Below are 20,369 nucleotides of genomic sequence, written 5' to 3' on the forward strand. Positions count from 1 at the left end.
CACTGCGGAATCTAGGGTCGTGAGCCTACAGTTGGGCCATGGTGAGCATCGAGACGCCCGCGCCTGCCGCGGGCCCTCAGATCCCCGTCACGGGCGTGCGAGGGCGCAGATTTGTGCTGGATCTTGCCGCCGCGGTGAGCGACGACGTTTGGCGGACGTTGTTCGATCTGGAGCTTGCCATTGATCGGGGTTTGCCCCGGACCGACGTCACGCACCATGCGCGTGAGGTGGCGCGAGCGCTCACAGACGCTCCGATACCGCACTCCTCCACCGATCTTTTGGTGCCGTTGCACCGCTCGATTCAGCATGCCGTGTACTGGGGGCCCGCCTCGGTGGAGGACAAGGCCAGCACCATTCAGGACCTGAGGGCGGCCACTGTCACGTACGCCGACCGACTGGCCCGTGCAGGACTTGTCCAAGAACTGCTTTCTCCTGGTCCAGTTGAGGTGATCCTCCGCACTGAGGACACGCAGGCCCATGCCCCCGCGAACGTCCAGGCGGCGCTCGAAGAGTGGCGCTCGCCGGCCCGGGCACGCCGCAGAGTCTTCCGCCTCAAGCCCAGGGCGGCGTCCCTGGGTACCTGGTGGGTAGTACCGCCACAACTGCCCCGCACCACCCGCCTGTGGCCAGGCCATACTCCGGCCGCCCTTTACTCGAGGGAGGATGATCGAGGCGAACTCGAAGCGACGAGCGTCTCCATCGACGACCGTCCCGCTCGGGTCCTTGAGATTCGCGCGGCTCACGACTGGCTCGGGCTGGTCGATCGCTACCCGCTCGATGGGACGCGGCGAGTCGGGAAGTGCTGGGATATCGCGTTCGAAATGTCATCCCGGTGGATGGTGCCCGATTGGTCGGCAGCCGCACAGGAGTGGGACGCGGTCCATCTCCCGCTGCAGTCGTATCTGAGCTTCGGCGCGATGCCGCTGCCTCTGTCGTCGGAGAACACTACCGCGATCGCCGGCTTCGACGCCGATACGACTGTGTGGCTCAACGGCTCCCCGACGGGCCGGGGAGCCGCCACGGGCTGGCGACGCGAGGACGGCGACAGCCCGTGGCGACCAGCCGCCACCGAGTAATTACGTGCCGCAGGAGTATTCCTTCTTCGGGGACTTGGTGACGAGCGAGTACACGCAGTTGTCCCACCGCACTACAACGTGCTGATTGACCGTGTGCCAGGTTGTATTCTTGTTATTGGTGCACTTCTTGCTCCAACTAGTGGGTCCGTAAGCGGCTACGCCGTAGTTCTTGCCCGACCAGTGATCCACTTGGCTACTTCCAGTTCCCCATACGGAGCGCACCTTCATAAGCACGGTATTGATCCGCAACTCCTTCTTGCTCGACTTGCATTTGGTCGTCGGCTTCGACCCAATAGCTTCATAGTTGCTGCTTTGACGTTCGTACGGCCACCCTGGCTTGGCCTCACAGTCCGTGTTGGGGATGTTCGGCACGATCGCCGCAAGCGCCGTCATGCCACCCAAAGTGTTCACGCTGGCCTGCGGAGCCGCGTCGTCGTGAGGGACGAGTAGCGTTTCACCCGGCTCAATTGCGGCGTCGATAGCCGAAAGCTCGTCATCCGACAACGTACCCAGCCCGTTTTCGATCATAAGGATGAACGCCTCTGCAGTGCGCTGGTCGAGATCTTCAAGCACGACCACTTCGACACTGTTCGGCCCGTCGTCAGCCGAAGCAGGTACGCTCCCACCGGCCAATAGGGCAACTGTGCCCGCAAATGCCATCGCAAATGTTCGCATTCGAGTACTCATCTAGTTGGCTCCATTCATAGAGTGGAGTTGCAAAAGCGCCGCTCCGAGCAGATCGTATTTCGTTACTGCCGAATTCACCAGAGTGTCGAATCGCATATCTCTCGCGACTTACATATTCGCAAGAGTGATACTTGTCGGCCGAGGCGCGGACGAAAACCCACGCATACAGGCTTCGCCGAGTACGGCGTCGAGCCCGGCGAAGCGCCTCTACGCATCCCGGGGCGTCTACCGCCCGGCACAGAAGCCGCCTAGCCGCCGCTCAAAACTCCAGAGACAGCCCCAAGGGCCCCGCCACCAGGCGAGGGCCCTATCGGGCGTTCCTCGAGGCTCCTGACGCGCCAGAACAACTCCCGGCCAAGACTCTGAGTGACGCATAATCTGGTCACGGATCCAGTTTCGATCAGCCCACATGCGATCGCGCGAGGTTACGCAACAGAATCGCGCCAGTTCTGCGCACTTCCCGACTAGTGGGCCCCGTGGGGCTCGAACCCACGACCTACGGATTAAAAGTCCGCTGCTCTACCAACTGAGCTAGAGGCCCGCGAGCAATCCTACGCGGGCACGCTCACGCCAAGTTCCGCGAGCGCGCGCCACGCCATCGAGACATTGAGGCGCCGGTCGAGCGTCGCCCATAGCAGCGCCTTGTGCAGGGCCACGCCGTGCAGCCTCGCCTCAAGTCCAGGATCGTCCAGCCTGGTGATCCCCACATACGTATTCAGTGCAGCGATCACGCCGTCGCGCGGCATCACGGTGTAGAGGAAGCCCAGGTCGACGGCCGGGTCACACGCGGCCATCTTGCCCCAGTCGATGATGCCCGCGAACGTCCCAAACTCGCTCAACACATTGGAGCCGTGCAAATCGGCATGTGACCACACGGGCGGGCCGGGAGCGGGGGCCGCCACGGCATCGGCCCACATGGCCCGCACCGCATCGAGGTCGAGCCGGTCGCCCAAGGCGCCGGGCGCATCGCCCAGGATCCCGATCGCGTAGTCGACGTCCGCCTGGCGCTCGGCCATCGGCAGCGACTGCTCGGGGTTGTAGGGCGCGTCGGCGGGCGCTGGCTGGTGCAGGTCCGCTAGCGCCCGGCCCAGCGCCGCCCCCGAGTCCGCGCCCAGGGGCATCAGGTCCGTCGTGTTGCCCGGCACCCAGTCGACGATGCGCCACGGCCATGGGTAGCCCTCGCCCGGCTCGCCGGAGCGCACCACCGACGGGTGCGGGAAGTCCCAGCCTGGCCCCAACTCGGCGAGCAGGCGTGTCTCGGTTTCGAGGGGACCCACGGCGGCCTTGACCCGCGGCAGCCGCACGGTGAGTTCCTCGCCCAGCCGGAACACGGCCATGTCCCAGCCGTCGAAGCGTTCGCCTAGCTCAAGCTCCGCGAGATCGGGATGCTGCGACTGCAGCAGGGCCCGCACCGTGTCCTCGCCAATCGAGCCGTGCGCTTGGGGCGGCCCCGTATCCAGGGGCCGGTGTGCGCTCATGGACGCGACGCTAGCAGTCGCCATAGGGGTGGCCCGGGACGGAATGCCCGGCGGGGGTGAACCCGTTGACGCCCATGACGGAACGCACGGAAGGGAGCCAAGAATCATGAGCGATCACGAGCACCGCGACCAGGACAAGCCCGTCGACGTCGACAACGCCGCCGACCACCGTCCGGCCCAGGCCGACGGACCCAACTGGCAGTCACCCTCGAAGGACCCAGTGTCGGCCGAGGGCCGCATCGCGAAGGGTGGCAACCAGAACCCCGACGCGAAGGCCCCGAACCCCTCGCAGGTCCAGAAACAGCAGCGCAGCCAGGGTATGAACCACTCCGGCTGGGAGGGCAAGAACTGACGTGTGGCCGATGCTGTGGCGGGGTCGCGTACCCGGCCACAGCATCGGCCGCCTTAGGTCTGGGCGGGCCGCAACTCCACCGACGCCCCGCATGCCCACGCGAGCCGCGTCGCCCAATGCCGCGCGTGTGACTCGTCCTCCACGGACAACAGCCACAGGCCCCGCGGCTCGTGGGTCGCGTTGACCCCGGCGCCCGGGGTGACGCGGCCCTCGGGATCGATGACCTCCGCTTCGTCGCCTTGGGCGAGCCCGGTCGCCGATTCGAGCACGCCCGCCGCCTCCAGTTCACCCGTGACCTGGTGCAAGCGCGCCGCGAAGTCCGCCATGCGGGCAGGTGACGGCGCGGGCGCGCCGACCCTGTCGTGGACGGTGACGAGGAAGCGCACCGTTCACTCGGCCTTGAAGGGCCGCACCTCGACCTGGGCGCCGCAGGCCACCGCACCCCGTGTGGCCCACCGCAATGCGGCGTCGCGGCCGGCGGCGGTGATGATCCACATGCCGCCCATCGTGGGCGCGGAATCGTTGGCGGGGCCCTCGATCGTGCGGGGCTCGTCGCCCGTCGGGTCGACGACGGCGGCGGACTCGGGCCACTCGAGGCCGCCCGCGAACACCCAGGCGCCAGCCTCGCGTAGCTCGTCATTGAACGCGCTCACGCTGTCGTACATGGCCTGGAGCGCCTCACCTTCGGGCATCTCGAGGTGGGCGTAGTCGTGCAGCACGGACAGCAGGTACTCGGGCATGGTCGCCTCCGGGGCTAGGGCCTGTGCGGCTCAGGCTACGTCCGCCGCCTCTTCGGCGCGCGCGATAGCGTGGCGACATGATGTACGAGGGTGAATGGACCGTCGAGCCCGCGGCGTGGCACGTCGAGGGCACGCGCATGACCGTCACGCCCCGCGCCGAATCGGACGCCTGGCGCCACACGTCGTATGGCTTCGTGCATGACGATGCCCACGCTCTTCTCGCGCCCTTGGCCGTTGGCGAGGCTATCGAGGTGTCGTTTGTGCTCGACTACGCCGAGCAGTTCGACCAAGCCGGACTCATGATCCGTGCCGACGAGGAGACGTGGATCAAGGCGGGCGTCGAGGTCTCGGACGGCGTCGCGCAGGTGGGCGCCGTCGTCACCCTGGGCAAGTCCGACTGGTCCGTGGCCCCGGTGCCCGAGTGGGTGGGGCGCGAGGTCACGGCCCGTGCGTCGCGTGCGGGCGACGCCGTCACCATCCGCGCGCGCGTCGACGCCGAGCCGTGGCGCCTGGTTCGCGTGGCACCGTTCCCTGAGGGTGCCGCCGCGGGCGCCGGCCCCTTCTGCTGCTCACCCACGCACGGCGACCTGACGGTGACGTTCACCGGCGTGAGTCGCGGTGCGGCCGACGCCTCTTTGCACTGACTCAGGCCGCCACGCGCTCGGAACTCGCCCTCGGGGTGCGATCGATACGGGAGGTGCGTGCGGCATCGGCCGTCCCCAAGGCGGAGGCCTTGGCGATCCAGCGCTCGCGGGCCGCCGCGCTCGAGCCGCGCACCGGGGTGAAGACCGAGGTGCCGACCATGCGCACGCCGGTGTACCAGAGCGTCGCGCGGCGCAGCCACCACAGCGACGAGTCGCGGTAGACCCAGCGGTTCCACCAGCGCGGCGAGTCCATCGTGTGGATGATGCGCGCGGTGCGGCCGGTCAGGAGTTTGTCCCAGCCGCGTCCGTCACCGCGGTACCGGAACGCGAAGCCGGACAGGAAAACGCGGTCGATGAAGGCCTTGAGGACCGCGGGCGCTGACCCCCACCACTCGGGGTAGACGAAGACGAGGTGATCGGCCCAGTCGACGGTGTCGATGGCCGATGCCGTAGCCGGGTTGAGCTCCTGGCCGCCGGCTTGCGGGTGGCGTAGTTGGGCGCGCTCGGTGGGGTGCGCGGTGGCTTCGGTGGGCTCGGCGAGGTCGATCACGCGCACCTCGGCTCCGGCGGCGCGAGCGGCCTCGGTGTAGGAGTCCGCGAGGTGGTGGTTGAGGCTGCCGGCGATGGGGTGGCCGACAATCACGGCGATGCGGGTCATGCGGTGGGACCGTTTCCTCGGAGGATGCGGGTAAGGGTGGCGAGCTGGTCGTTGAGCACGGCGAGGTCGATGCCCGCGGCTTCCGGGTGGTCGATGAGTTCGGCGAAGCGGGCGTCGAGCTCGGGTCCGGCCGTCGCGACGAGGTCGCGGGCGGTGGGGGTGAGTTCGAGGATGACCCGGCGCCCCTGGCCCGGCTCGGAGCGGGTGGTGACCCAGCCAGCCTCGACGAGTCCCGGCACACGCTTGGACACCGCGGCCTTGCTCACGCCCAGACAGAAGGCGAGCCGAGTGATGTCGGTGGGCTCCACGTCGGCCAGCACGGCGAGGGCGACGAACTGGCTGCCCGTAATGCCATAGCGCTCGCGCAAGATGCGGTCGGCGTGGGCGTCGACCTCGGCGACGAGCTCGTGGAGGGTGAAGGTGATCTTGTCCGACATACCGACGAGTTAACCGGTTGACTCGTCGGTATGTCAACAGGTTGACACGTAAGCGTGGGATGGCGTCTCTTGGGCGTGCCTCAGAGCCCTGCGAGCAGCAACGCCGCGAATGCGACCACGCCGGCCGCGAGGGTCCAGCCCATCGACCGCTTCCACAGCGCGACCCCGACCGCGACGAGCGCGGCCAGATGCCACGCGCCAAACGCGCGCCACTCGCCCTCGTTCAGTAGCAGTGAATTCGCGACAATCGCCGCCATGGCGGCGGGCGCTACCAGGGACAGCGCCTTGCGCACGCGTGGCGGTAGCTCGCGGTCGCCGCCCAGCAGGAACACGCCGGACAGGCGGATCGCATAGGTGCCAATCGCGGCGATGGTGAAGACGACGAAGGCGGTGATCACTCGGCCACCTCCTCGGGAGAGCCGGGAGCTGTGCCGGCCCCGGCATCGGCCCTGTCCGGGATGAAGGAGGCGAGGCCGATGCCTGCCAAGGCTCCCGCGAGGACGTTCAGCCCGTACGGCAGGTCCTTGAGGAGCAGCACGACCGCGACCGAGATGCCGGTCGCCGCGACGGCGGGCAGGGTGCGCAGCGCGGGAACGAGCACGGCGATAAACATCAGGGGCACGATGAAGCCGATCTGCCACTCGGACGGGATCACCGGCCCCAGGATCGCGCCCGCGGCGGTGCCGAGTATCCACACGCCGGTGAAGGGGCCCGAGACCCCGAAGATGAACCAGCGCCGGCGCACCGGGTCGGGCCACTTGTCCGCCGTGATCACGGAGACCGCCGCGGACTGGTCCGTCATGAGGTAGGCCAACAGCAGCTTCCAGCGGGTGGGAAAGGCCGCGAACACGGGAGCGAGCGAGGCAGAGTAGAGGGCCAGGCGGGCGTTGATGACGAGCGCCGTGACGATGGCGATGATGGCAGGCGCGCCTTGCGTCAGCGCGTCGATGATCGCGATCTGGCTCGCGCCGGCCGACACGGTCGCGGAGGCGTAGGGGCCGAGCCACGCGGGCCAGCCCGCGAGATTGATCAGCGCGCCCACGGCGAGGCCGAATACGGCGGAGCCCGGCATCAGCGGCGCGATGGCCTTGGTGCCCGCCCAGAAGTCGGCCCATTGGGCATGGCCGATGCGCGCGAAGGCGCGGGGCTGTGGCGAGGGTGCGGCGGGGTCGCGGTGGTCCGGTCCGCCGGCCGCGTCGGCGGGGTCCGGGGTCATGCGTGCCAGTGTGGCACGCGCGCACGGTGCCGGTGGCGCGCGAACTGGCGGGTATGACGGGCGTCGTTGCTAGGCGCGCGCCTCGAAGGTGAGGCAGTCCGCGGTGTCGAAGGAGGCTCCGACCTCGATCGCCTCCGCGGTGCAGGCCATGTCCTCGTTGTAGGTGCAGTCGGTGCGCATGCACGCACCGACCCCAGCGTGGTCGGCGTGACCACCCTTGTCCTCGCTCGCCACAAAGGTTGAGCAATGGGCATGATCACCGGAGACATTGATGGCGCCGGCGCGGCAACCGTCATGGTTGAAGCCGCAGGTCTCGACCGAACACGATGAGACGATCGGCAGGCTGATCATCGTGGCCATGATTCCTCCAAGGGGCTCTGGGAGCGGGACTGTCAGGCCCAGAATAGGCACGACAAAGGCGCGGTTGCCACATTTATCTTTAAAGAAACAAAGGCATTCCTTTATGGGAAAAACGTGCGTGAAATGCGCGTATTTCCGAGACGGTTCGGGCAGTCGCGTCGGGAGTGCCCGTGCGGTCAGGGCGGAGTGTGACTTTTCCGTCTCCGGCGGTGGGGAACAAAACGGGTCGCTGCCGCGTCTAACACTCTGAACCCGTCACGGCGCGAGCCGCATGGGCGACTCCGGTCGACCTCCGCTTGCCTGGCCAATCCCCCCCTCAGCTGGCCAGGCAGGCGGGTCGCCGAGTCGCGTACCCTGTGGGGGCACCGCGCCTGGCGCGACTCCCATGAAGCGCCCGCCGGGCGGGTTCCCTTACTTCCCTTCTTCAGGAGGCAGTCATGACCGCGAAGATCACGAAGTCCGACGCCGAATGGCGCGCCGAACTCTCCGACGCCGAGTACCAGGTCCTTCGGGAGGCCGGCACCGAACGCCCATGGACCGGCGAACTGCTCGACAACACGCGCGACGGCGTCTACCGGTGCCGCGCCTGCGGCGCCGAACTGTTCCGTTCGGACACCAAGTTCGACTCTCACTGCGGCTGGCCGTCGTTCTTCACCGCCGAGAACGACGCCGTCACGCTGAGTGAGGACCGCTCGCTCGGGATGCTCCGCACGGAGGTGCGTTGCGCGACGTGCGACTCCCACCTGGGACACGTCTTCGCCGACGCCCCGCAGACCCCGACTGGTGACCGCTTCTGCATCAACTCGGTGTCGCTCACGTTCGAGGATGCCGCCGGCGACGCTGAGCAGGCCTGATTTTGGTTGAGCCCCGCTTCCGCCGGCCCGCCATGCTCGACATGGAGGAGGCCGAGCAGATCGAAGGCGACATCGATCCTGCCGACCGCGGCCTGATCGCTCACGAGACAGCACTCGCGCTCGTGTCCCAGGCGCGCGCGTCTCAGGATCCCGAGCTGACCCAACGCCTGGTGCGGCTCGTGGACGAGGAAGGCATCGACACCGTCGCGATGATGTGGTCGAAGGCCGGCGCCCACACCCTGCCCGGCGCCCTGTGGCGCATCTACATGCTGCGCGAATGGGTCAAATACGACGCCGAGTCCGTGGCGCGGTCCTACCACCACGGTGTCCACGCCGCTCACGTGCGCCACGCGATCGCAGGAGTCGAGGACCCGCCCGGTCCGCGCGAGGTGCAGACCTTGGCGGACTCGGTGTTGTCCGGTGTCTTCAGCGGAGACTTGGCGGTGGCCCTGCAGCGTGCAGGGGCCTTCTGCCGCGTGGTCGCGACGGGTGCCGCGTATGAGGCCGAGTCGGACGACGGGCACAACGACCGCCGTGCCCACCGCACCGCGCTGCGCGCCTCCCAGCTGTTGCGCACCGGGGAGGACCTCGAGAAGTGCGCCGCGATGTGGAACGAGGACCGGCTCGACTGAGTCGCCGGCCGCCCCGCTCGCGCCAGGGGAGCCACGAAGTGTGCGGTTCCGCGCGAAAGCGGGCACCCCATGGCTCCTGGCGCGCACGGCCGCGGAGGCGCATCCCCAGGGCGGGAACAAAACCTGGCCAGCCGACGTAGAGTAGAGACAGGACATCGGACCGCGGTAGCCCCGGGCTCCAACATCAGCCGCCACGAGCGGCCTTCGCGCCGACTGGCGCTCCCGGTCCGGTGTCCGCCCCTTCCACCGGCCGCGTTCGCGGCTACGGGTGAATCTGCAGCAGGTGGGTCTCGATGGCCACCACCCGCGGTCCGGCCGAGGTGTCGAGCATGTGCGCGACCAGCACACCGCCGGCGGGCAGATAGGGATTCTTGCGAGGCAGCGCGCCACGCGTGTACGGCCTGGTCGCGGCCCGCATCATCTCCACGATCGTGGGCAGCGTCGGCCGGTGCGCGCACACCACCCGCGAACTGGACTTGCCCAGCAGCTTCACAAACGTGTTGGCCGTCGCGAGCGGCTTCTCGGCGTGGCCGGGCTCCGTCAACGCGTCGTGGGTGCGGATCTCGAGTCCGGACGCCTCCGCATACGGCTCGACCGTCGCCACGCACCGGCGAGCGGGCGAACTCTCGATCGACTTCGCGCCGAAGGCCGCGAACAGCGGCACCAGCTGGCGTGAGCGCTCGGCGCCCTTCTTCGTGATGGGGCGGCGCGCATCGGCCCCCTTCCAGGCCTTGCGCCGCTTGGCGCGAGCGTGGCGCACCAGCACAAACGCGCGGGTGTCGAGGCGCTCGTCCTCCCACGCCTGCACCAGCACCTCGAGCGGGCGGAGGTCCTCGGGGAAGGTGATGCGTTCGCGCGCCTGCTCCACGGTGAGCCAGCGCACCTGGTCGATCTCGTTCTTCGACGCGCTCTTGACCGCGGGGCGTGCCAGCACCGCGGGGTGGGAGGTCGACGAGACCACCTCGGCCGCCCAGTACTTCACCACCTTGGTCTTGCCGCCCGTGGGGTAGCGCAGCGTGGGCAGCGGCTGGCCAAGGATCACCTGCTTGCCGGTTTCCTCGGCGACCTCGCGGATGGCGCACGCGGGTAGCGTCTCGCCCGGGTCCAGCTTTCCCTTGGGCCACGACCAGTCGTGGTACCGGGGACGATGCACCGCGAGCACCTGCAGCTCGCCGTTCTTGACCCGCCACACGAGCGCACCTGCCGCGATGACGGTGCCCGGCGGATAGTGGGTCACTTGCGCTTGGCCCTGCGCTTGGGTTGACGGCGAATATAGGTCGCCTGAAGGTCGTGCAGGCGGGTGCCCTCGGCGTCCTCCACCACGCGCGTGTAGGTGCCGTCCTCGCCGAGCTCCCAGCCGGCGACCTGGTCGGACATCGCCATGTCGATGTTCTCGACCAGGAAGTCCTTCTGCTGGGGAGCCACGATGGTGATGAGCGCCTCGATGCGGCGGTCAAGATTGCGATGCATGAGGTCCGCGGAGCCGATGAAGACCTCGGGCTCCTCGTCGCCCGCGAACGCGAACACACGCGAGTGCTCCAGGAACCGACCCAGGATGGAGCGCACGCGGATGTTCTCGCTCAGCCCGGGCACGCCGGGGCGCAGCGCGCAAATGCCGCGCACCACCAGGTCGATGCGAACACCCGCCTGCGATGCGCGGTACATCGCGTCGATGGTCTTCTCGTCCACCACGGAGTTGACCTTGATCTTGACCCAGGCCTCTTTGCCCTCGCGGGCGCGCTCGGCCTGGGCGTCGATGCGCTCGATGAGGCCCATGCGCACGCCCGTGGGCGCCACGATGAGGCGGCGAAACTTCGCCTTGGGCGCGTAGCCGGACAGCTGGTTGAACAGCTTGGTGAGGTCGGCTCCCACCTCGGGGTCGCGCGTGAGCAGGCCGTAGTCCTCATACAGGCGCGCGGTCTTGGGGTGGTAGTTGCCGGTGCCGACGTGGCAGTAGCGCACCAGCCCGGTCTCCTCCTGACGCACCACGAGCGAGAGCTTGCAGTGCGTCTTCAGGCCTACCAGGCCGTACACGACGTGCACTCCCGCCTTCTCGAGCTTGCGGGCCCACGAGATGTTCTGCTGCTCGTCGAAGCGCGCCTTGATCTCCACGAGCGCGACGACCTGCTTGCCATTGCGCGCGGCCTCGATCAGGGAGTCCACGATGGGGGAGTCGCCCGAGGTGCGGTACAGCGTCTGCTTGATGGCGAGCACCTTGGGGTCCACGGCGGCCTGCGCGAGGAACGCCTGCACGGACGTCGAGAACGAGTCGTACGGGTGGTGCAGCAGCACGTCGCCGCGGCGGATCGCCTCGAACACGTTCTGCTCGTCGGCCGTCTCGACCGGCGCGAGCTGGTGATGGGTGGTGGGGCGGAACGCGGGGAACTGCAGGCGCGGGCGGTCCAGGTCCGCGATGACGTTCAGCCCGGTGAGGTCCAGCGGCTCCACGAGCGCGAACACGTCGCGCTCCGTGATGCCCAGCTCGCGCACCAGCAGATCGTGGATGTGCTGCGGCAGGTCCTGCGCGACCTCGAGCCGGACGGCGGGGCCAAAGCGGCGGCGCAGCAGCTCCTTCTCCATGGCCTTGAGGAGGTTCTCGGCGTCGTCCTCCTCGACCTCCACATCCTCGTTGCGGGTGACGCGGAAGGTGTGGTGGTCGGTGACCTCCATGCCGGGGAACAGGTAGTCCAACTGCGCGGCGATGACGTCCTCGAGCGGCACGAACGAGCGCGGCTCGTCGTCTAGCGCGGAGGCGTCAACGACGGCCGCGGCGTGGCCCTCGGAGTCCACCGACAGGAACCGCGGCAGCGTCTCGGGGATCTTCACGCGCGCAAACAGGTTCTTGCCGTTGTCCGGATCGCGCAGCTCGACCGCGAGGTTGAGCGACAGGCCCGAGATGTACGGGAACGGGTGCGCGGGGTCCACCGCGAGCGGCGTGAGCACCGGGAAGATGTCCGAGCGGAAGAGCTTGCGCAGCCGGTCCTGCTCGGAGGGGCCCAACTCGTCGAAGCGCACGATGTGAATGCCCTGGTCGTTGAGCGACGGCAGGACGTTCTCCTCGAACACCGCGGCGTGACGGTCCATGAGTTGGTGGGCGCGCTCGGTGAGGATCTCCACCAGGCGGGTGGCGCTCATGCCGGTCGCGCTCGGCAGCGCGAAGCCCGCCGCGATGCGTCGCTTGAGGCCGGCGACGCGCACCATGAAGAACTCGTCGAGGTTGGAGGCGAAGATCGCGAGGAACCGCGCGCGCTCCAGCAGCGGCGTCGCCTCATCCTCGGCCAGCTCCAACACGCGCTGGTTGAACGCGAGCCACGACAGTTCGCGGTCGAGGAAGCGGTCGTCGGGCAGGTCGGAGCCCTCGGGCTCGGGCTCGGCCAGGTCCACCGTCGCGAGAGCGGTGGTCTCGTCGGACTCGTGGGCGGTGGTCGAGGTCTCTGACATAGGGGCCATCGTGTCACGGCCCGCGCGGGCCGGACTAGTCCTTTGCCTGGAATTTGCCTGGGCACGCTTGTGATCTTCAGAGATTTCAGGTATCACTGAAATATGGCCGATGCTGTGGTCGCCGACAACGGCGACGCGCCCGGCGGGCGGGGTGACTCCGACGGACTGGACCCCGCCCGCGAGGCCTACGTGCGCCAGGTGGCCGCCTATTGGGAAAGCGGCGGTCTCACCCACGCCGCGGGCCTGATCCTGGGATACCTGTCGGTGTGCGAACCGGCGGCCCAAACGCAAGCCCAGGTGGCATCGGCCCTCCGCCTGTCCGCCGGCTCCGTCTCGACCCAACTGCGCCAGCTCACCCCCGTCGGCATGGTCGAACGCGTGCGGCTGCCCGGCGAGCGCGCCGCCCGCTACCAGGTGCCGCAGGACATGTGGACCGAGATCATGGGCACCGAGGACCAGCGCATCGCTGGGTTGAGGGCCTTGGCCGATGCCGGTGCGGCGGTCATGCCCGCCGAGCGCCCCGACCGCATCCGCTCGCTGGACCTGATGGTCCGCTTTTGGGAGGCCGAATGGCCTGCCACCCGTCGCCGCCTCGCGGCGTTTCTCGCTCAGGAGACCTCATGACCGACACCCCCTCCCTCGAGGTAGATCACCTCACCAAGCGCTTTGGCGACTTCACCGCCGTGGACGACGTGTCGTTTGCGCTGCATCCCGGCGAGATCTTCGGCTTTCTCGGCCCCAACGGCGCGGGCAAGTCGACGACCATCCGCACGCTGCTCGACCTCATTCGGCCCACGTCGGGAGCGTGCCGCGTGCTCGGCATGGATTCCCGCCGCGACGCCGTCGAGATCCACCGGCGCATCGGGTTCCTGCCTGCCGACCTGGCGCTGTGGAACAACCTCACCGGGCGTCAGACGCTGCAGTACCTGGCGAACCTGCGCGGCGGTGTGGACTGGGGCTGGGTGGACCAGCTGAGCGAGCGCATCGGCGCCGACCTCGAGCGCAAGGTGGGCGAGTACTCGAGCGGCAACCGCCAGAAGATCGGCATCCTGCAGGCCTTCATGCACCGGCCCGAGGTGTTGATTCTCGATGAGCCCATCACCGGCCTCGACCCCCTCGTCCAGCTCGAGTTCCACTCGCTGTTGAGGGAGACGGCCGATGCCGGGGGGACCATTTTCCTGTCCAGCCACACCATTTCCGAGGTCGAGCGCGTCGCGGACCGGGTCGGGTTCATCCGCCGCGGTCACCTCATCGCGGTGGAGCGGATGGCCGAGCTGCACGACAAGGCGCTCCGGCGCATCACGCTCGAGTTCGCCGCGCCCGTGCCGGCCGCGGCATTCGAGGGGCTCGAGGGCGTGCACGAGGCCACGGTCGAGGGAGCCACCGTCACCGCCCAATACGAGGGGTCGATGGCGCCGCTGCTGGCCGTCGCCACGCAGCACGACGTGCTGTCCGTCGCGTCGGCGAGTGTGGACCTCGACGAGATCTTCCTGGAGTTCTACCGCGACGAGGTCGAGGCGGCGGAGGAGCGGTGATGCTGCGCTCGGTCTATCTCAAGACGCTGCGCGACCGGTGGCTCGGCGCGCTCATCGGCGTGGTCGCGCTGTTCCTCGTGGCGTGGATGGGGATCGCCGCGTTCGCCGGGATGGGCGAGGACGCCGACGCGTTCATCGCCGCCATGCCCGAGGCGTACCTGTCGATCGTGGGTATCTCCGCCGAGGGCGGCGTCGTCGGCATGATGCTGGGCAACATGTTCAATTTCATGGGCCCCTTCGTGATCGCCGGGATCGGGGTGTCCATGGCGGCGGCGTCCATCGCGGGCGAGGAGGCCGAGGGCACCATGAATGTGCTCGGGGCGATCCCGCGCTCGCGGACGCGCCTGCTGACCTCGAAGGGCCTCGCGGCCGCGACGGTCGTCGCCGCCACCGCCATCCTCGCCTCCCTGTCCTACGGGCTCGCGGCGCTCATGTCGGGCGAGACGCTCGATGGCATCAACGTGACGGCGGCCACCGTCCACCTTGTGGCCGTGGCGCTGCTGTACACCGCGGTGGCGCTCGCGCTCGGCGCGTGGACGGGGCAGAGGGCGCTCGCCTCGTCGGTCACGGTGGGACTCATCGTGCTGTCGTTCCTCGCCTCGGGCATGCTGCCCCTGCTCGACGGCGGGGAGGCGTGGGCCAAGATCTCACCGTGGTACTGGCTGCAGGGCCCGCAGCCCATGCTGAACGGCGTGGACTGGGCGCCGGTGGTGATCGTGCTCGGCGCGGTGGTGGTCCTCGCGCTCGTGGCGTGGTGGGGACTGAACCGCCGCGACCTGGGCGCCGGGGGCGCGCGCACGCCCCTGCTGGACCGTTTGCGTGCCGATCCGCGCGTGGGCAGGGTCGTCTCGCTCCTCGTCGGCAGCGGCTCCACGCGCGGCATCGCGACCAAGGCGGTGACAGACGTGCGGCCACTCATGCTGGTCGGCGCCGCCTTCGTGGCCTTCCAGGCCGTAGTGGTAGGCGTGCTGTTTACCGCCATCGGCGGCGACATTGGATCGCTCGCGGACTCCATGCCTGACGCGATCCTCGCGATGATCGGTTTCGTGGACATGTCGACGCCCGAGGGGTTCTACTCGGGCGAGGTCCTCTCGATCGTCGCGCCGCTCGTGGTCATTGCGGCCGCAGTGAGTGCGGGCGCGGCGCTCGCGGGCGAGGAGCGGCGTCGGTCCGTGGCGGTGCTGCTCGCCCTGCCGCTCTCGCGCACGTCGGTGGCGGCACGCAAGGGCGTGGCGGTGGCCGTGGTGCCGGTCGTGGTCGGGATCAGCGTCGCGTTGGGCTTCGCGCTCGGCAACGCCGTGGGCGGCCTAGGAATGACGTGGTCCGGCATCGCCGCGTCCGGGCTCATGGTGGCCGGGCTCGGGTGGTTCTTCGGCGCCCTGGCGTTCGCGATCGGCGCGGCGACCGGGCGCGCGCAGTGGGCGACCGCCGGCACCGCGGGTCTCGCCGTCCTGGCCTGGGGCGTCAACGCGTTCCTGCCGGTCAACCCCGACTACGCCGAGTGGGCACGGGTGTCGCCCGTGCACTGGTACGCGAGCCAGAACCCGCTCGAGGTGGGGGTGTTGTGGGGCGGCCTGGGACTGCTCACCGCCCTCGCGGCGGTGCTGATCGCAGTGGGCATTGCGGCGTACGGCAGGCGTGACCTGCGCGGCTGACCCCTACCGTCGCGCCCACCCCCCTCGTGGCGCACATGTCCGCATGTGCGGCGCCAGAGTGCGGTAAGTGCCGGATTCCGGGCCGCCAGGAGAGCGCCAAGGGGCGCGCAACGTAGGCTGACCCGATGCGTGACCAGTGGCTTCGTCTCCCTCCCCTCGTCCGGGCCCTCGTCCCGGGTCTCATCGTCGCGGTGGTCTCGGCGTTCGCGTTCCTCGAACTGATGGACGTGGTGGTCGAGCAGGACGAGTTCGTGCCGTGGGACGAGCCGCTCATTCAATGGTTCGCCGACCACCGCGTCGCGTGGCTGACCGCCGTCATGACCGTGATCACGACCGTCTTCGGGCCCATCGTGTTGCCCATCCTGGTCGCGGTAGGCGCGGGATTCTGGCGCTGGAGATCGGGCTCGTGGCGCGATCCCGCGCTGCTCGTCGGGGCCATGATCGTCTCGACGGTCATCACGCAGGTGGCCAAGATGGCCATCGGTCGTGCCCGGCCCTCCGAGGAGGTGCAGGCGGTGCCCGGCCTCGAGACCAGCTTCTCGTTCCCCTCCGGCCACACCACGGGAGCCGCGACCCTCGTGCTCGTCACCGGCTACCTGCTGTGGCGCGGCGAACGTTCCCGGCACGCGCTGTGGTGGTGGGCGCTGTCATCGGTGCTGGTCATCGGCATCGTGGGCCTGACCCGCATGTACCTCGGCTATCACTTCCTCACGGACGTCGCCGCCGGCGCGTGCGTGGGGCTGTTCACCCTGGGCCTGGTGGTGACCGTGGACCGGCTGATGGATCTCAAGCGAGACCTGCCGGAGGGTGCGCAACCGGCGTAGGCCCCTGCCGTTCCCTGCGCCGCTAACGGACCTCGCGCGTCATGAACCGGCTGAGGGGATCGGGCCCGTAGTCCGCGAACGGCGGGCAGTTCACGAACCCGTGGCGCTCGTAGAGCCGATGCGCCGGCCAGAACGGCTCGTCCCTCCCTGTCTCGAGGCTCACCCTGGCGTAACCACGCTCGCGGGAGGCGCGCAGGATTTCTCCTAGGAGTGCCGTCGCGACTCCGCGGCCACGCGCGGCATCGGCCGTCCTCATCGACTTCACCTCGCCGTGCGCATGGTCGAGTTCTTTCAGCGCGCCGATGCCCAGCAGCGTGCCGTCCTCCCAGGCCGTCCACACCGTGATGTCCGGACCGCGCAAGGAATCGAGGGGGAGGGCGTGGACGGACTCGGCCGGTGACCCTGCATGCATGGCCTCAAGGTGTGCGGCGAGCAGTGCGTGCACCTGGGGTCGGCTGAGGTCGTCGATCTCGATCTCCACGCCTGGAGTGTGCCACGCGGTACGCCTGTGAGGGGCCGCGTGCACCGCGTCGTGTCCCGGCGGCGCTACTCTCACCGCATGGGAACGACTGCGTGGATCGTGATCGCCGGCATCGTGGCGATCGCGACGATCATCGCGTACGTGGTGCGCCATCGCGACCGCTGGCCGCAGGCGATCTTCGTGGGCCTCGGAGTCTTCGTCTTGCTCTTCGCCGTGAAATGGGGCATCGACGAGATCACCTCGTTTGTGTGGATCCCCGCCGAAGGATAGGCCCGGCGAGCCGGTTCGGTCACGTTTCGATCACGGCACGCGGGCGCTCGTCACGGGCCTGTTGCACGCGTGTTAACAGTGGTCGCACTCTGTGAGAACTGAGCGTTCTCCCTGCTAGGAATGAAGGCGCGGAGCCTCCCTCAACCCGGGGGCGGCAACCGTCTCATCCAGGAGGGACCCATCCATGTTCAACCCGTCTAGCCGTCGCCGTGCAGCAGCGTTTGCCACGGTGGCCGTCGCCGCGTTCTCGCTCGCGGCCTGCTCCGACAGCGACCCCGAGTCGAGCTCGACCGCCTCCGCAGGAGCGGAGTCGAGCGGCGGTGGGGAGCCGATCATCGTCGGCACCACCGACAAGATCACGACCATCGACCCCGCGGGCTCGTACGACAACGGCTCGTTCGCGGTGATGAACCAGGTGTACCCGTTCCTTCTCAACACCCCGCTGGGCAGCCCCGACGTGGAGCCCGACATCGCCGAGTCGGCCGAGTTCACCGCCCCCACCGAGTACACCGTGACGCTGAAGAGCGGGCTGACCTTCGCGAACGGCAACGACCTGACGTCGTCGGACGTGAAGTTCACGTTCGACCGCATGCTCGCGATCTTCGAGTCCGGTGCTGATGGCGGCAACGGCCCCGGTTCGCTGCTGTACAACCTCGACTCTGTGGACGCCGTCGACGACACGACCGTCGTGTTCCACCTGAAGTCGGAGAACGACCAGGTGTTCCCGCAGATCCTGTCGAGCCCCGCCGGCCCCATCGTCGACGAGGACGTCTTCGCTGCCGATGCCCTGACCCCCGATGACGACATCGTCGCCGGGGGCGCCTTCGCCGGCCCGTACACGATCGCCGACTACGACATGAACAACCTGGTGAGCTACGAGGCGAACCCCGACTACCAGGGTCTGCTCGGCGCGCCCAAGACCGACATCGTCGACGTGAAGTACTACGCGGATGAGTCGAACCTCAAGCTCGACGTCCAGGAGGGCAACATCGATGTGGCCTTCCGCTCGCTGTCGGCCACCGACATCGAGGACCTGCGTGGAGACGACGGCGTTCAGGTGCTCGACGGCCCCGGCGGCGAGATCCGCTACATCGTCTTCAACTTCGACACCATGCCCTACGGTGCGACGACCGCCGAAGCCGACGAGGCCATGGCTCTCGCGGTCCGCCAGGCCGCCGCGGACATCATCGACCGCCAGGCGATCGCCGACCAGGTTTACCGCGGCACCTACACGCCGCTGTACTCCTACGTCCCTGACGGCCTCACCGGTGCGACCGAGTCGCTCAAGGAGATGTACGGCGACGGCGCGGGCGCTCCCGACCTCGACAAGGCCGCCGCGACCCTCGAGGACGCCGGCGTGGAGACGCCCGTCGCACTGAGCCTGCAATACAACCCCGACCACTACGGTGCGGGCTCGGCCGACGAGTACGCGCTGATCAAGGACCAGCTCGAGTCCTCGGGCCTGTTCACCGTCGACCTCCAGTCGACCGAGTGGGTGCAGTACGCCCAGGACCGCACCTCCGACGTGTACCCGTCGTACCAGCTGGGCTGGTTCCCGGACTACTCGGATGCGGACAACTACCTCACGCCCTTCTTCCTCACGGAGAACTTCTTGGGCAACCACTACTCCAACCCGGAGGTGGACGAGATGATCCTCGCGCAGGCCACGACGGCCGACCCGGATGAGCGCGCCGCGCTGATCGGCGAGATCCAGGACGCCGTCGCCGCTGACCTGTCGACCCTGCCGCTGCTGCAGGGCGCCCAGGTCGCGGTCACCGGCACCGATGTCTCGGGTGCCGCGGACACCCTCGACGCCTCGTTCAAGTTCCGCTACGGGGCTCTGTCCAAGGGCTGATGCATGAGCTCGGGGGCCGGGGCAACCCGGCCCCCGACGCCGTGCCCACCCCACCCCACGCCGCGTGAGCGGCGAGCAAGGACACCTCATGACCACCACCGCACCCGTCGCCGCAGGGCCCAAGCCTGCCGCGACAGCGAAGAAGTCTCGCGGGGGATCCCTCGGCCGGTACATCGCCGTACGCGCCCTGCTGATCATCCCCACCGTATGGATTCTCGTCACCACCGTCTTCGTGCTGATGCGCGCGACGGGCGACCCCATCACCGCCGCGCTCGGCGGGCGTTTGCCCGCCGACCAGCTCGCCGAGCGTGTGCACGAGGCCGGCTATGACCGACCCCTGATCGTTCAGTACCTGGAGTACCTCGGCAACATCCTCACCGGCGACTTCGGCACCGCGCTGTCCGACCACCGCCCCGTCACCGAGATCATCACGACCTTCGGTGCCGCCACCCTCGAGCTCGCGTTCTACGCGCTCATCATCGCCTTCGCCGTGGGCATCCCGCTGGGAAGGATGGCCGCCTTTCGCCGGGATCGGTGGCCCGATGCGACGGCCAGGCTGGGGGCGATCGTCGCGTATGCGACGCCCGTGTTTTTCGCGGGGCTGCTCCTCAAGCTGATCTTCTCGGTATGGCTGGGCTGGTTCCCCGTCGCCGGGCGGGCGGATACGCGCAGCGAACTCACCCTTCAGCGCCTGGACGGCGCGACCGGCATCTATCTGATCGACGCTGTCCGCACGGGGGACTGGGACATCATCAGCGACGTGCTCCTGCACGCCGTGCTCCCGGCGCTCGCACTGGGCCTCCTCACCGCCGGCGTCTTCCTGCGCGTGGTGCGCACCAATGTCATCTCGACGCTCGGCGCCGGCTACGTGGGGGCGGCGCGTTCACGGGGCGTGTCCGAGCGGCGGCTGCTACGCAAGCACGCGTACCGTCCGGCGCTCATCCCCATCGTCACCGTGGTGGGTCTGCAGATCGCCATGTTGCTCTCCGGTGCGGTCCTCACGGAGACCACCTTCGAGTGGAAGGGGCTGGGCTTCCAGCTCGCCGAGTACCTCACCGCGCGCGACTTCGTGGCCGTCCAGGGCATCGTCGCCTTCCTCGCCGTCGTCGTGGCGCTGACGAACTTCATCGTCGATGTCATCGCGGCGCTGATCGACCCGAGGGTGAGGTACTGA

The 20,369-nt window shown here is 68.6% G+C and carries 24 protein-coding genes and 1 tRNA gene; 12 read left to right on the top strand and 13 right to left on the bottom strand.

The window, feature by feature from the left end; genetic code table 11:
- The first annotated feature begins 38 nt into the window (after window positions 1-38).
- On the top strand, window positions 39-1,076 hold the full coding sequence (locus B7K24_RS03460) for a hypothetical protein (protein ID WP_084128730.1): 1,038 nt from the start codon (window positions 39-41) through the stop codon (window positions 1,074-1,076).
- Here the strand turns inward: B7K24_RS03460 and B7K24_RS03465 are convergent, their stop codons facing one another.
- The 3 genes from B7K24_RS03465 to B7K24_RS03475 form a co-directional block, all read right to left on the bottom strand.
- A complete protein-coding gene (locus B7K24_RS03465) occupies window positions 1,077-1,763 on the bottom strand; it encodes a hypothetical protein (protein WP_144268096.1) in 687 nt (228 codons plus the stop codon).
- A 468-nt stretch (window positions 1,764-2,231) separates the two neighbouring features.
- Window positions 2,232-2,304: transfer RNA gene (locus B7K24_RS03470), tRNA-Lys, on the bottom strand.
- A gap of 10 nt (window positions 2,305-2,314) precedes the next feature.
- Window positions 2,315-3,241, bottom strand: coding sequence for a phosphotransferase (locus B7K24_RS03475; RefSeq protein WP_159449129.1), 927 nt, complete (start codon window positions 3,239-3,241; stop codon window positions 2,315-2,317).
- A 106-nt stretch (window positions 3,242-3,347) separates the two neighbouring features.
- On the opposite strand from B7K24_RS03475, the gene B7K24_RS03480 reads away from it, so the two are divergent.
- Window positions 3,348-3,593 carry a hypothetical protein gene (locus B7K24_RS03480; protein WP_084128734.1) on the top strand — a complete coding sequence of 82 codons (246 nt, stop codon included), beginning with the start codon at window positions 3,348-3,350 and terminating at the stop codon, window positions 3,591-3,593.
- A 53-nt stretch (window positions 3,594-3,646) separates the two neighbouring features.
- Here B7K24_RS03480 and B7K24_RS03485 read toward each other — a convergent pair whose 3' ends face one another.
- Window positions 3,647-3,919: a hypothetical protein gene (locus B7K24_RS03485; RefSeq protein ID WP_144268097.1), complete on the bottom strand. Its 273-nt coding sequence runs from the start codon at window positions 3,917-3,919 to the stop codon at window positions 3,647-3,649.
- 63 nt (window positions 3,920-3,982) lie between these two features.
- Entirely contained in the window at window positions 3,983-4,333 is a 351-nt protein-coding gene (locus tag B7K24_RS03490) for a YciI family protein (protein ID WP_084128737.1), read from the bottom strand.
- Between the two features lie 77 nt (window positions 4,334-4,410).
- On the opposite strand from B7K24_RS03490, the gene B7K24_RS03495 reads away from it, so the two are divergent.
- Window positions 4,411-4,977, top strand: a complete 567-nt coding sequence (locus B7K24_RS03495) for a DUF1349 domain-containing protein (protein WP_084128739.1) — start codon at window positions 4,411-4,413, stop codon at window positions 4,975-4,977.
- 1 nt (window position 4,978) lies between these two features.
- Here the strand turns inward: B7K24_RS03495 and B7K24_RS03500 are convergent, their stop codons facing one another.
- The 5 genes from B7K24_RS03500 to B7K24_RS03520 form a co-directional block, all read right to left on the bottom strand.
- Window positions 4,979-5,635 carry an NAD(P)H-dependent oxidoreductase gene (locus B7K24_RS03500; protein ID WP_084128740.1) on the bottom strand — a complete coding sequence of 219 codons (657 nt, stop codon included), beginning with the start codon at window positions 5,633-5,635 and terminating at the stop codon, window positions 4,979-4,981.
- Window positions 5,632-6,072, bottom strand: coding sequence for a MarR family winged helix-turn-helix transcriptional regulator (locus tag B7K24_RS03505; protein WP_084128741.1), 441 nt, complete (start codon window positions 6,070-6,072; stop codon window positions 5,632-5,634). Before B7K24_RS03505 ends, B7K24_RS03500 begins: the two co-directional genes overlap by 4 nt.
- A gap of 80 nt (window positions 6,073-6,152) precedes the next feature.
- The gene (locus tag B7K24_RS13380; protein WP_159449130.1) at window positions 6,153-6,470 is read right to left on the bottom strand and encodes an AzlD domain-containing protein; all 318 of its coding nucleotides are present in this window, start codon (window positions 6,468-6,470) and stop codon (window positions 6,153-6,155) included.
- Complete coding sequence (locus B7K24_RS03515) at window positions 6,467-7,288, bottom strand: AzlC family ABC transporter permease (protein ID WP_084128743.1); 822 nt, start codon at window positions 7,286-7,288, stop codon at window positions 6,467-6,469. Before B7K24_RS03515 ends, B7K24_RS13380 begins: the two co-directional genes overlap by 4 nt.
- A 69-nt stretch (window positions 7,289-7,357) precedes the next feature.
- On the bottom strand, window positions 7,358-7,648 hold the full coding sequence (locus B7K24_RS03520; RefSeq protein WP_084128744.1) for a DUF1540 domain-containing protein: 291 nt from the start codon (window positions 7,646-7,648) through the stop codon (window positions 7,358-7,360).
- A 437-nt stretch (window positions 7,649-8,085) separates the two neighbouring features.
- Here B7K24_RS03520 and msrB point away from each other — a divergent pair, with 437 nt between their 5' ends.
- Both msrB and B7K24_RS03530 read left to right on the top strand, forming a co-directional pair.
- A complete protein-coding gene (gene msrB, locus B7K24_RS03525) occupies window positions 8,086-8,502 on the top strand; it encodes a peptide-methionine (R)-S-oxide reductase MsrB (protein WP_084128746.1) in 417 nt (138 codons plus the stop codon).
- Window positions 8,503-8,534: 32 nt separating this feature from the next.
- The gene (locus B7K24_RS03530) at window positions 8,535-9,134 is read left to right on the top strand and encodes a hypothetical protein (RefSeq protein ID WP_084099754.1); all 600 of its coding nucleotides are present in this window, start codon (window positions 8,535-8,537) and stop codon (window positions 9,132-9,134) included.
- A gap of 262 nt (window positions 9,135-9,396) precedes the next feature.
- Here the strand turns inward: B7K24_RS03530 and B7K24_RS03535 are convergent, their stop codons facing one another.
- Complete coding sequence (locus tag B7K24_RS03535) at window positions 9,397-10,371, bottom strand: NUDIX hydrolase (RefSeq protein ID WP_084128748.1); 975 nt, start codon at window positions 10,369-10,371, stop codon at window positions 9,397-9,399.
- The gene (locus B7K24_RS03540; protein ID WP_200808266.1) at window positions 10,368-12,575 is read right to left on the bottom strand and encodes an RNA degradosome polyphosphate kinase; all 2,208 of its coding nucleotides are present in this window, start codon (window positions 12,573-12,575) and stop codon (window positions 10,368-10,370) included. Before B7K24_RS03540 ends, B7K24_RS03535 begins: the two co-directional genes overlap by 4 nt.
- 102 nt (window positions 12,576-12,677) lie before the next feature.
- On the opposite strand from B7K24_RS03540, the gene B7K24_RS03545 reads away from it, so the two are divergent.
- The 4 genes from B7K24_RS03545 to B7K24_RS03560 all read left to right on the top strand — a co-directional run bounded on the left by B7K24_RS03545 (window position 12,678) and on the right by B7K24_RS03560 (window position 16,589).
- Window positions 12,678-13,199, top strand: coding sequence for a GbsR/MarR family transcriptional regulator (locus tag B7K24_RS03545; protein ID WP_084128751.1), 522 nt, complete (start codon window positions 12,678-12,680; stop codon window positions 13,197-13,199).
- Window positions 13,196-14,110, top strand: coding sequence for an ABC transporter ATP-binding protein (locus tag B7K24_RS03550; protein WP_084128752.1), 915 nt, complete (start codon window positions 13,196-13,198; stop codon window positions 14,108-14,110). The genes B7K24_RS03545 and B7K24_RS03550 overlap by 4 nt, the downstream gene beginning before the upstream one ends.
- A complete protein-coding gene (locus B7K24_RS03555) occupies window positions 14,110-15,765 on the top strand; it encodes an ABC transporter permease subunit (protein ID WP_084128753.1) in 1,656 nt (551 codons plus the stop codon). The genes B7K24_RS03550 and B7K24_RS03555 overlap by 1 nt, the downstream gene beginning before the upstream one ends.
- A gap of 125 nt (window positions 15,766-15,890) precedes the next feature.
- Window positions 15,891-16,589: a phosphatase PAP2 family protein gene (locus tag B7K24_RS03560; RefSeq protein WP_084128755.1), complete on the top strand. Its 699-nt coding sequence runs from the start codon at window positions 15,891-15,893 to the stop codon at window positions 16,587-16,589.
- 22 nt (window positions 16,590-16,611) lie between these two features.
- Here B7K24_RS03560 and B7K24_RS03565 read toward each other — a convergent pair whose 3' ends face one another.
- Window positions 16,612-17,070: a GNAT family N-acetyltransferase gene (locus tag B7K24_RS03565; protein WP_084128756.1), complete on the bottom strand. Its 459-nt coding sequence runs from the start codon at window positions 17,068-17,070 to the stop codon at window positions 16,612-16,614.
- 78 nt (window positions 17,071-17,148) lie between these two features.
- Between B7K24_RS03565 and B7K24_RS03570 the strand changes: the two genes are divergently transcribed.
- From B7K24_RS03570 to B7K24_RS03580, 3 genes are all read left to right on the top strand, one after another.
- The gene (locus tag B7K24_RS03570) at window positions 17,149-17,340 is read left to right on the top strand and encodes a hypothetical protein (protein ID WP_144268098.1); all 192 of its coding nucleotides are present in this window, start codon (window positions 17,149-17,151) and stop codon (window positions 17,338-17,340) included.
- Window positions 17,341-17,524: 184 nt separating this feature from the next.
- Entirely contained in the window at window positions 17,525-19,195 is a 1,671-nt protein-coding gene (locus B7K24_RS03575; protein WP_084128759.1) for an ABC transporter substrate-binding protein, read from the top strand.
- A gap of 88 nt (window positions 19,196-19,283) precedes the next feature.
- The gene (locus B7K24_RS03580; protein ID WP_084128761.1) at window positions 19,284-20,369 is read left to right on the top strand and encodes an ABC transporter permease; all 1,086 of its coding nucleotides are present in this window, start codon (window positions 19,284-19,286) and stop codon (window positions 20,367-20,369) included.

The sequence above is a fragment of the Demequina sp. NBRC 110055 genome, assembly GCF_002090135.1.
Taxonomy (GTDB): domain Bacteria; phylum Actinomycetota; class Actinomycetes; order Actinomycetales; family Demequinaceae; genus Demequina.

What these genes read in the sequence shown, in the direction of transcription:
- B7K24_RS03460 (WP_084128730.1), top strand. Translation starts at nt 39, where the DNA reads ATGGTGAGCATCGAGACGCCCGCGCCTGCCGCGGGCCCTCAGATCCCC.
- B7K24_RS03465 (WP_144268096.1), bottom strand. Translation starts at nt 1,763, where the DNA reads ATGAGTACTCGAATGCGAACATTTGCGATGGCATTTGCGGGCACAGTT.
- B7K24_RS03475 (WP_159449129.1), bottom strand. Translation starts at nt 3,241, where the DNA reads ATGAGCGCACACCGGCCCCTGGATACGGGGCCGCCCCAAGCGCACGGC.
- B7K24_RS03480 (WP_084128734.1), top strand. Translation starts at nt 3,348, where the DNA reads ATGAGCGATCACGAGCACCGCGACCAGGACAAGCCCGTCGACGTCGAC.
- B7K24_RS03485 (WP_144268097.1), bottom strand. Translation starts at nt 3,919, where the DNA reads ATGGCGGACTTCGCGGCGCGCTTGCACCAGGTCACGGGTGAACTGGAG.
- B7K24_RS03490 (WP_084128737.1), bottom strand. Translation starts at nt 4,333, where the DNA reads ATGCCCGAGTACCTGCTGTCCGTGCTGCACGACTACGCCCACCTCGAG.
- B7K24_RS03495 (WP_084128739.1), top strand. Translation starts at nt 4,411, where the DNA reads ATGATGTACGAGGGTGAATGGACCGTCGAGCCCGCGGCGTGGCACGTC.
- B7K24_RS03500 (WP_084128740.1), bottom strand. Translation starts at nt 5,635, where the DNA reads ATGACCCGCATCGCCGTGATTGTCGGCCACCCCATCGCCGGCAGCCTC.
- B7K24_RS03505 (WP_084128741.1), bottom strand. Translation starts at nt 6,072, where the DNA reads ATGTCGGACAAGATCACCTTCACCCTCCACGAGCTCGTCGCCGAGGTC.
- B7K24_RS03515 (WP_084128743.1), bottom strand. Translation starts at nt 7,288, where the DNA reads ATGACCCCGGACCCCGCCGACGCGGCCGGCGGACCGGACCACCGCGAC.
- B7K24_RS03520 (WP_084128744.1), bottom strand. Translation starts at nt 7,648, where the DNA reads ATGGCCACGATGATCAGCCTGCCGATCGTCTCATCGTGTTCGGTCGAG.
- msrB (WP_084128746.1), top strand. Translation starts at nt 8,086, where the DNA reads ATGACCGCGAAGATCACGAAGTCCGACGCCGAATGGCGCGCCGAACTC.
- B7K24_RS03530 (WP_084099754.1), top strand. Translation starts at nt 8,535, where the DNA reads ATGCTCGACATGGAGGAGGCCGAGCAGATCGAAGGCGACATCGATCCT.
- B7K24_RS03540 (WP_200808266.1), bottom strand. Translation starts at nt 12,575, where the DNA reads ATGTCAGAGACCTCGACCACCGCCCACGAGTCCGACGAGACCACCGCT.
- B7K24_RS03545 (WP_084128751.1), top strand. Translation starts at nt 12,678, where the DNA reads ATGGCCGATGCTGTGGTCGCCGACAACGGCGACGCGCCCGGCGGGCGG.
- B7K24_RS03550 (WP_084128752.1), top strand. Translation starts at nt 13,196, where the DNA reads ATGACCGACACCCCCTCCCTCGAGGTAGATCACCTCACCAAGCGCTTT.
- B7K24_RS03555 (WP_084128753.1), top strand. Translation starts at nt 14,110, where the DNA reads ATGCTGCGCTCGGTCTATCTCAAGACGCTGCGCGACCGGTGGCTCGGC.
- B7K24_RS03560 (WP_084128755.1), top strand. Translation starts at nt 15,891, where the DNA reads ATGCGTGACCAGTGGCTTCGTCTCCCTCCCCTCGTCCGGGCCCTCGTC.
- B7K24_RS03570 (WP_144268098.1), top strand. Translation starts at nt 17,149, where the DNA reads ATGGGAACGACTGCGTGGATCGTGATCGCCGGCATCGTGGCGATCGCG.
- B7K24_RS03575 (WP_084128759.1), top strand. Translation starts at nt 17,525, where the DNA reads ATGTTCAACCCGTCTAGCCGTCGCCGTGCAGCAGCGTTTGCCACGGTG.
- B7K24_RS03580 (WP_084128761.1), top strand. Translation starts at nt 19,284, where the DNA reads ATGACCACCACCGCACCCGTCGCCGCAGGGCCCAAGCCTGCCGCGACA.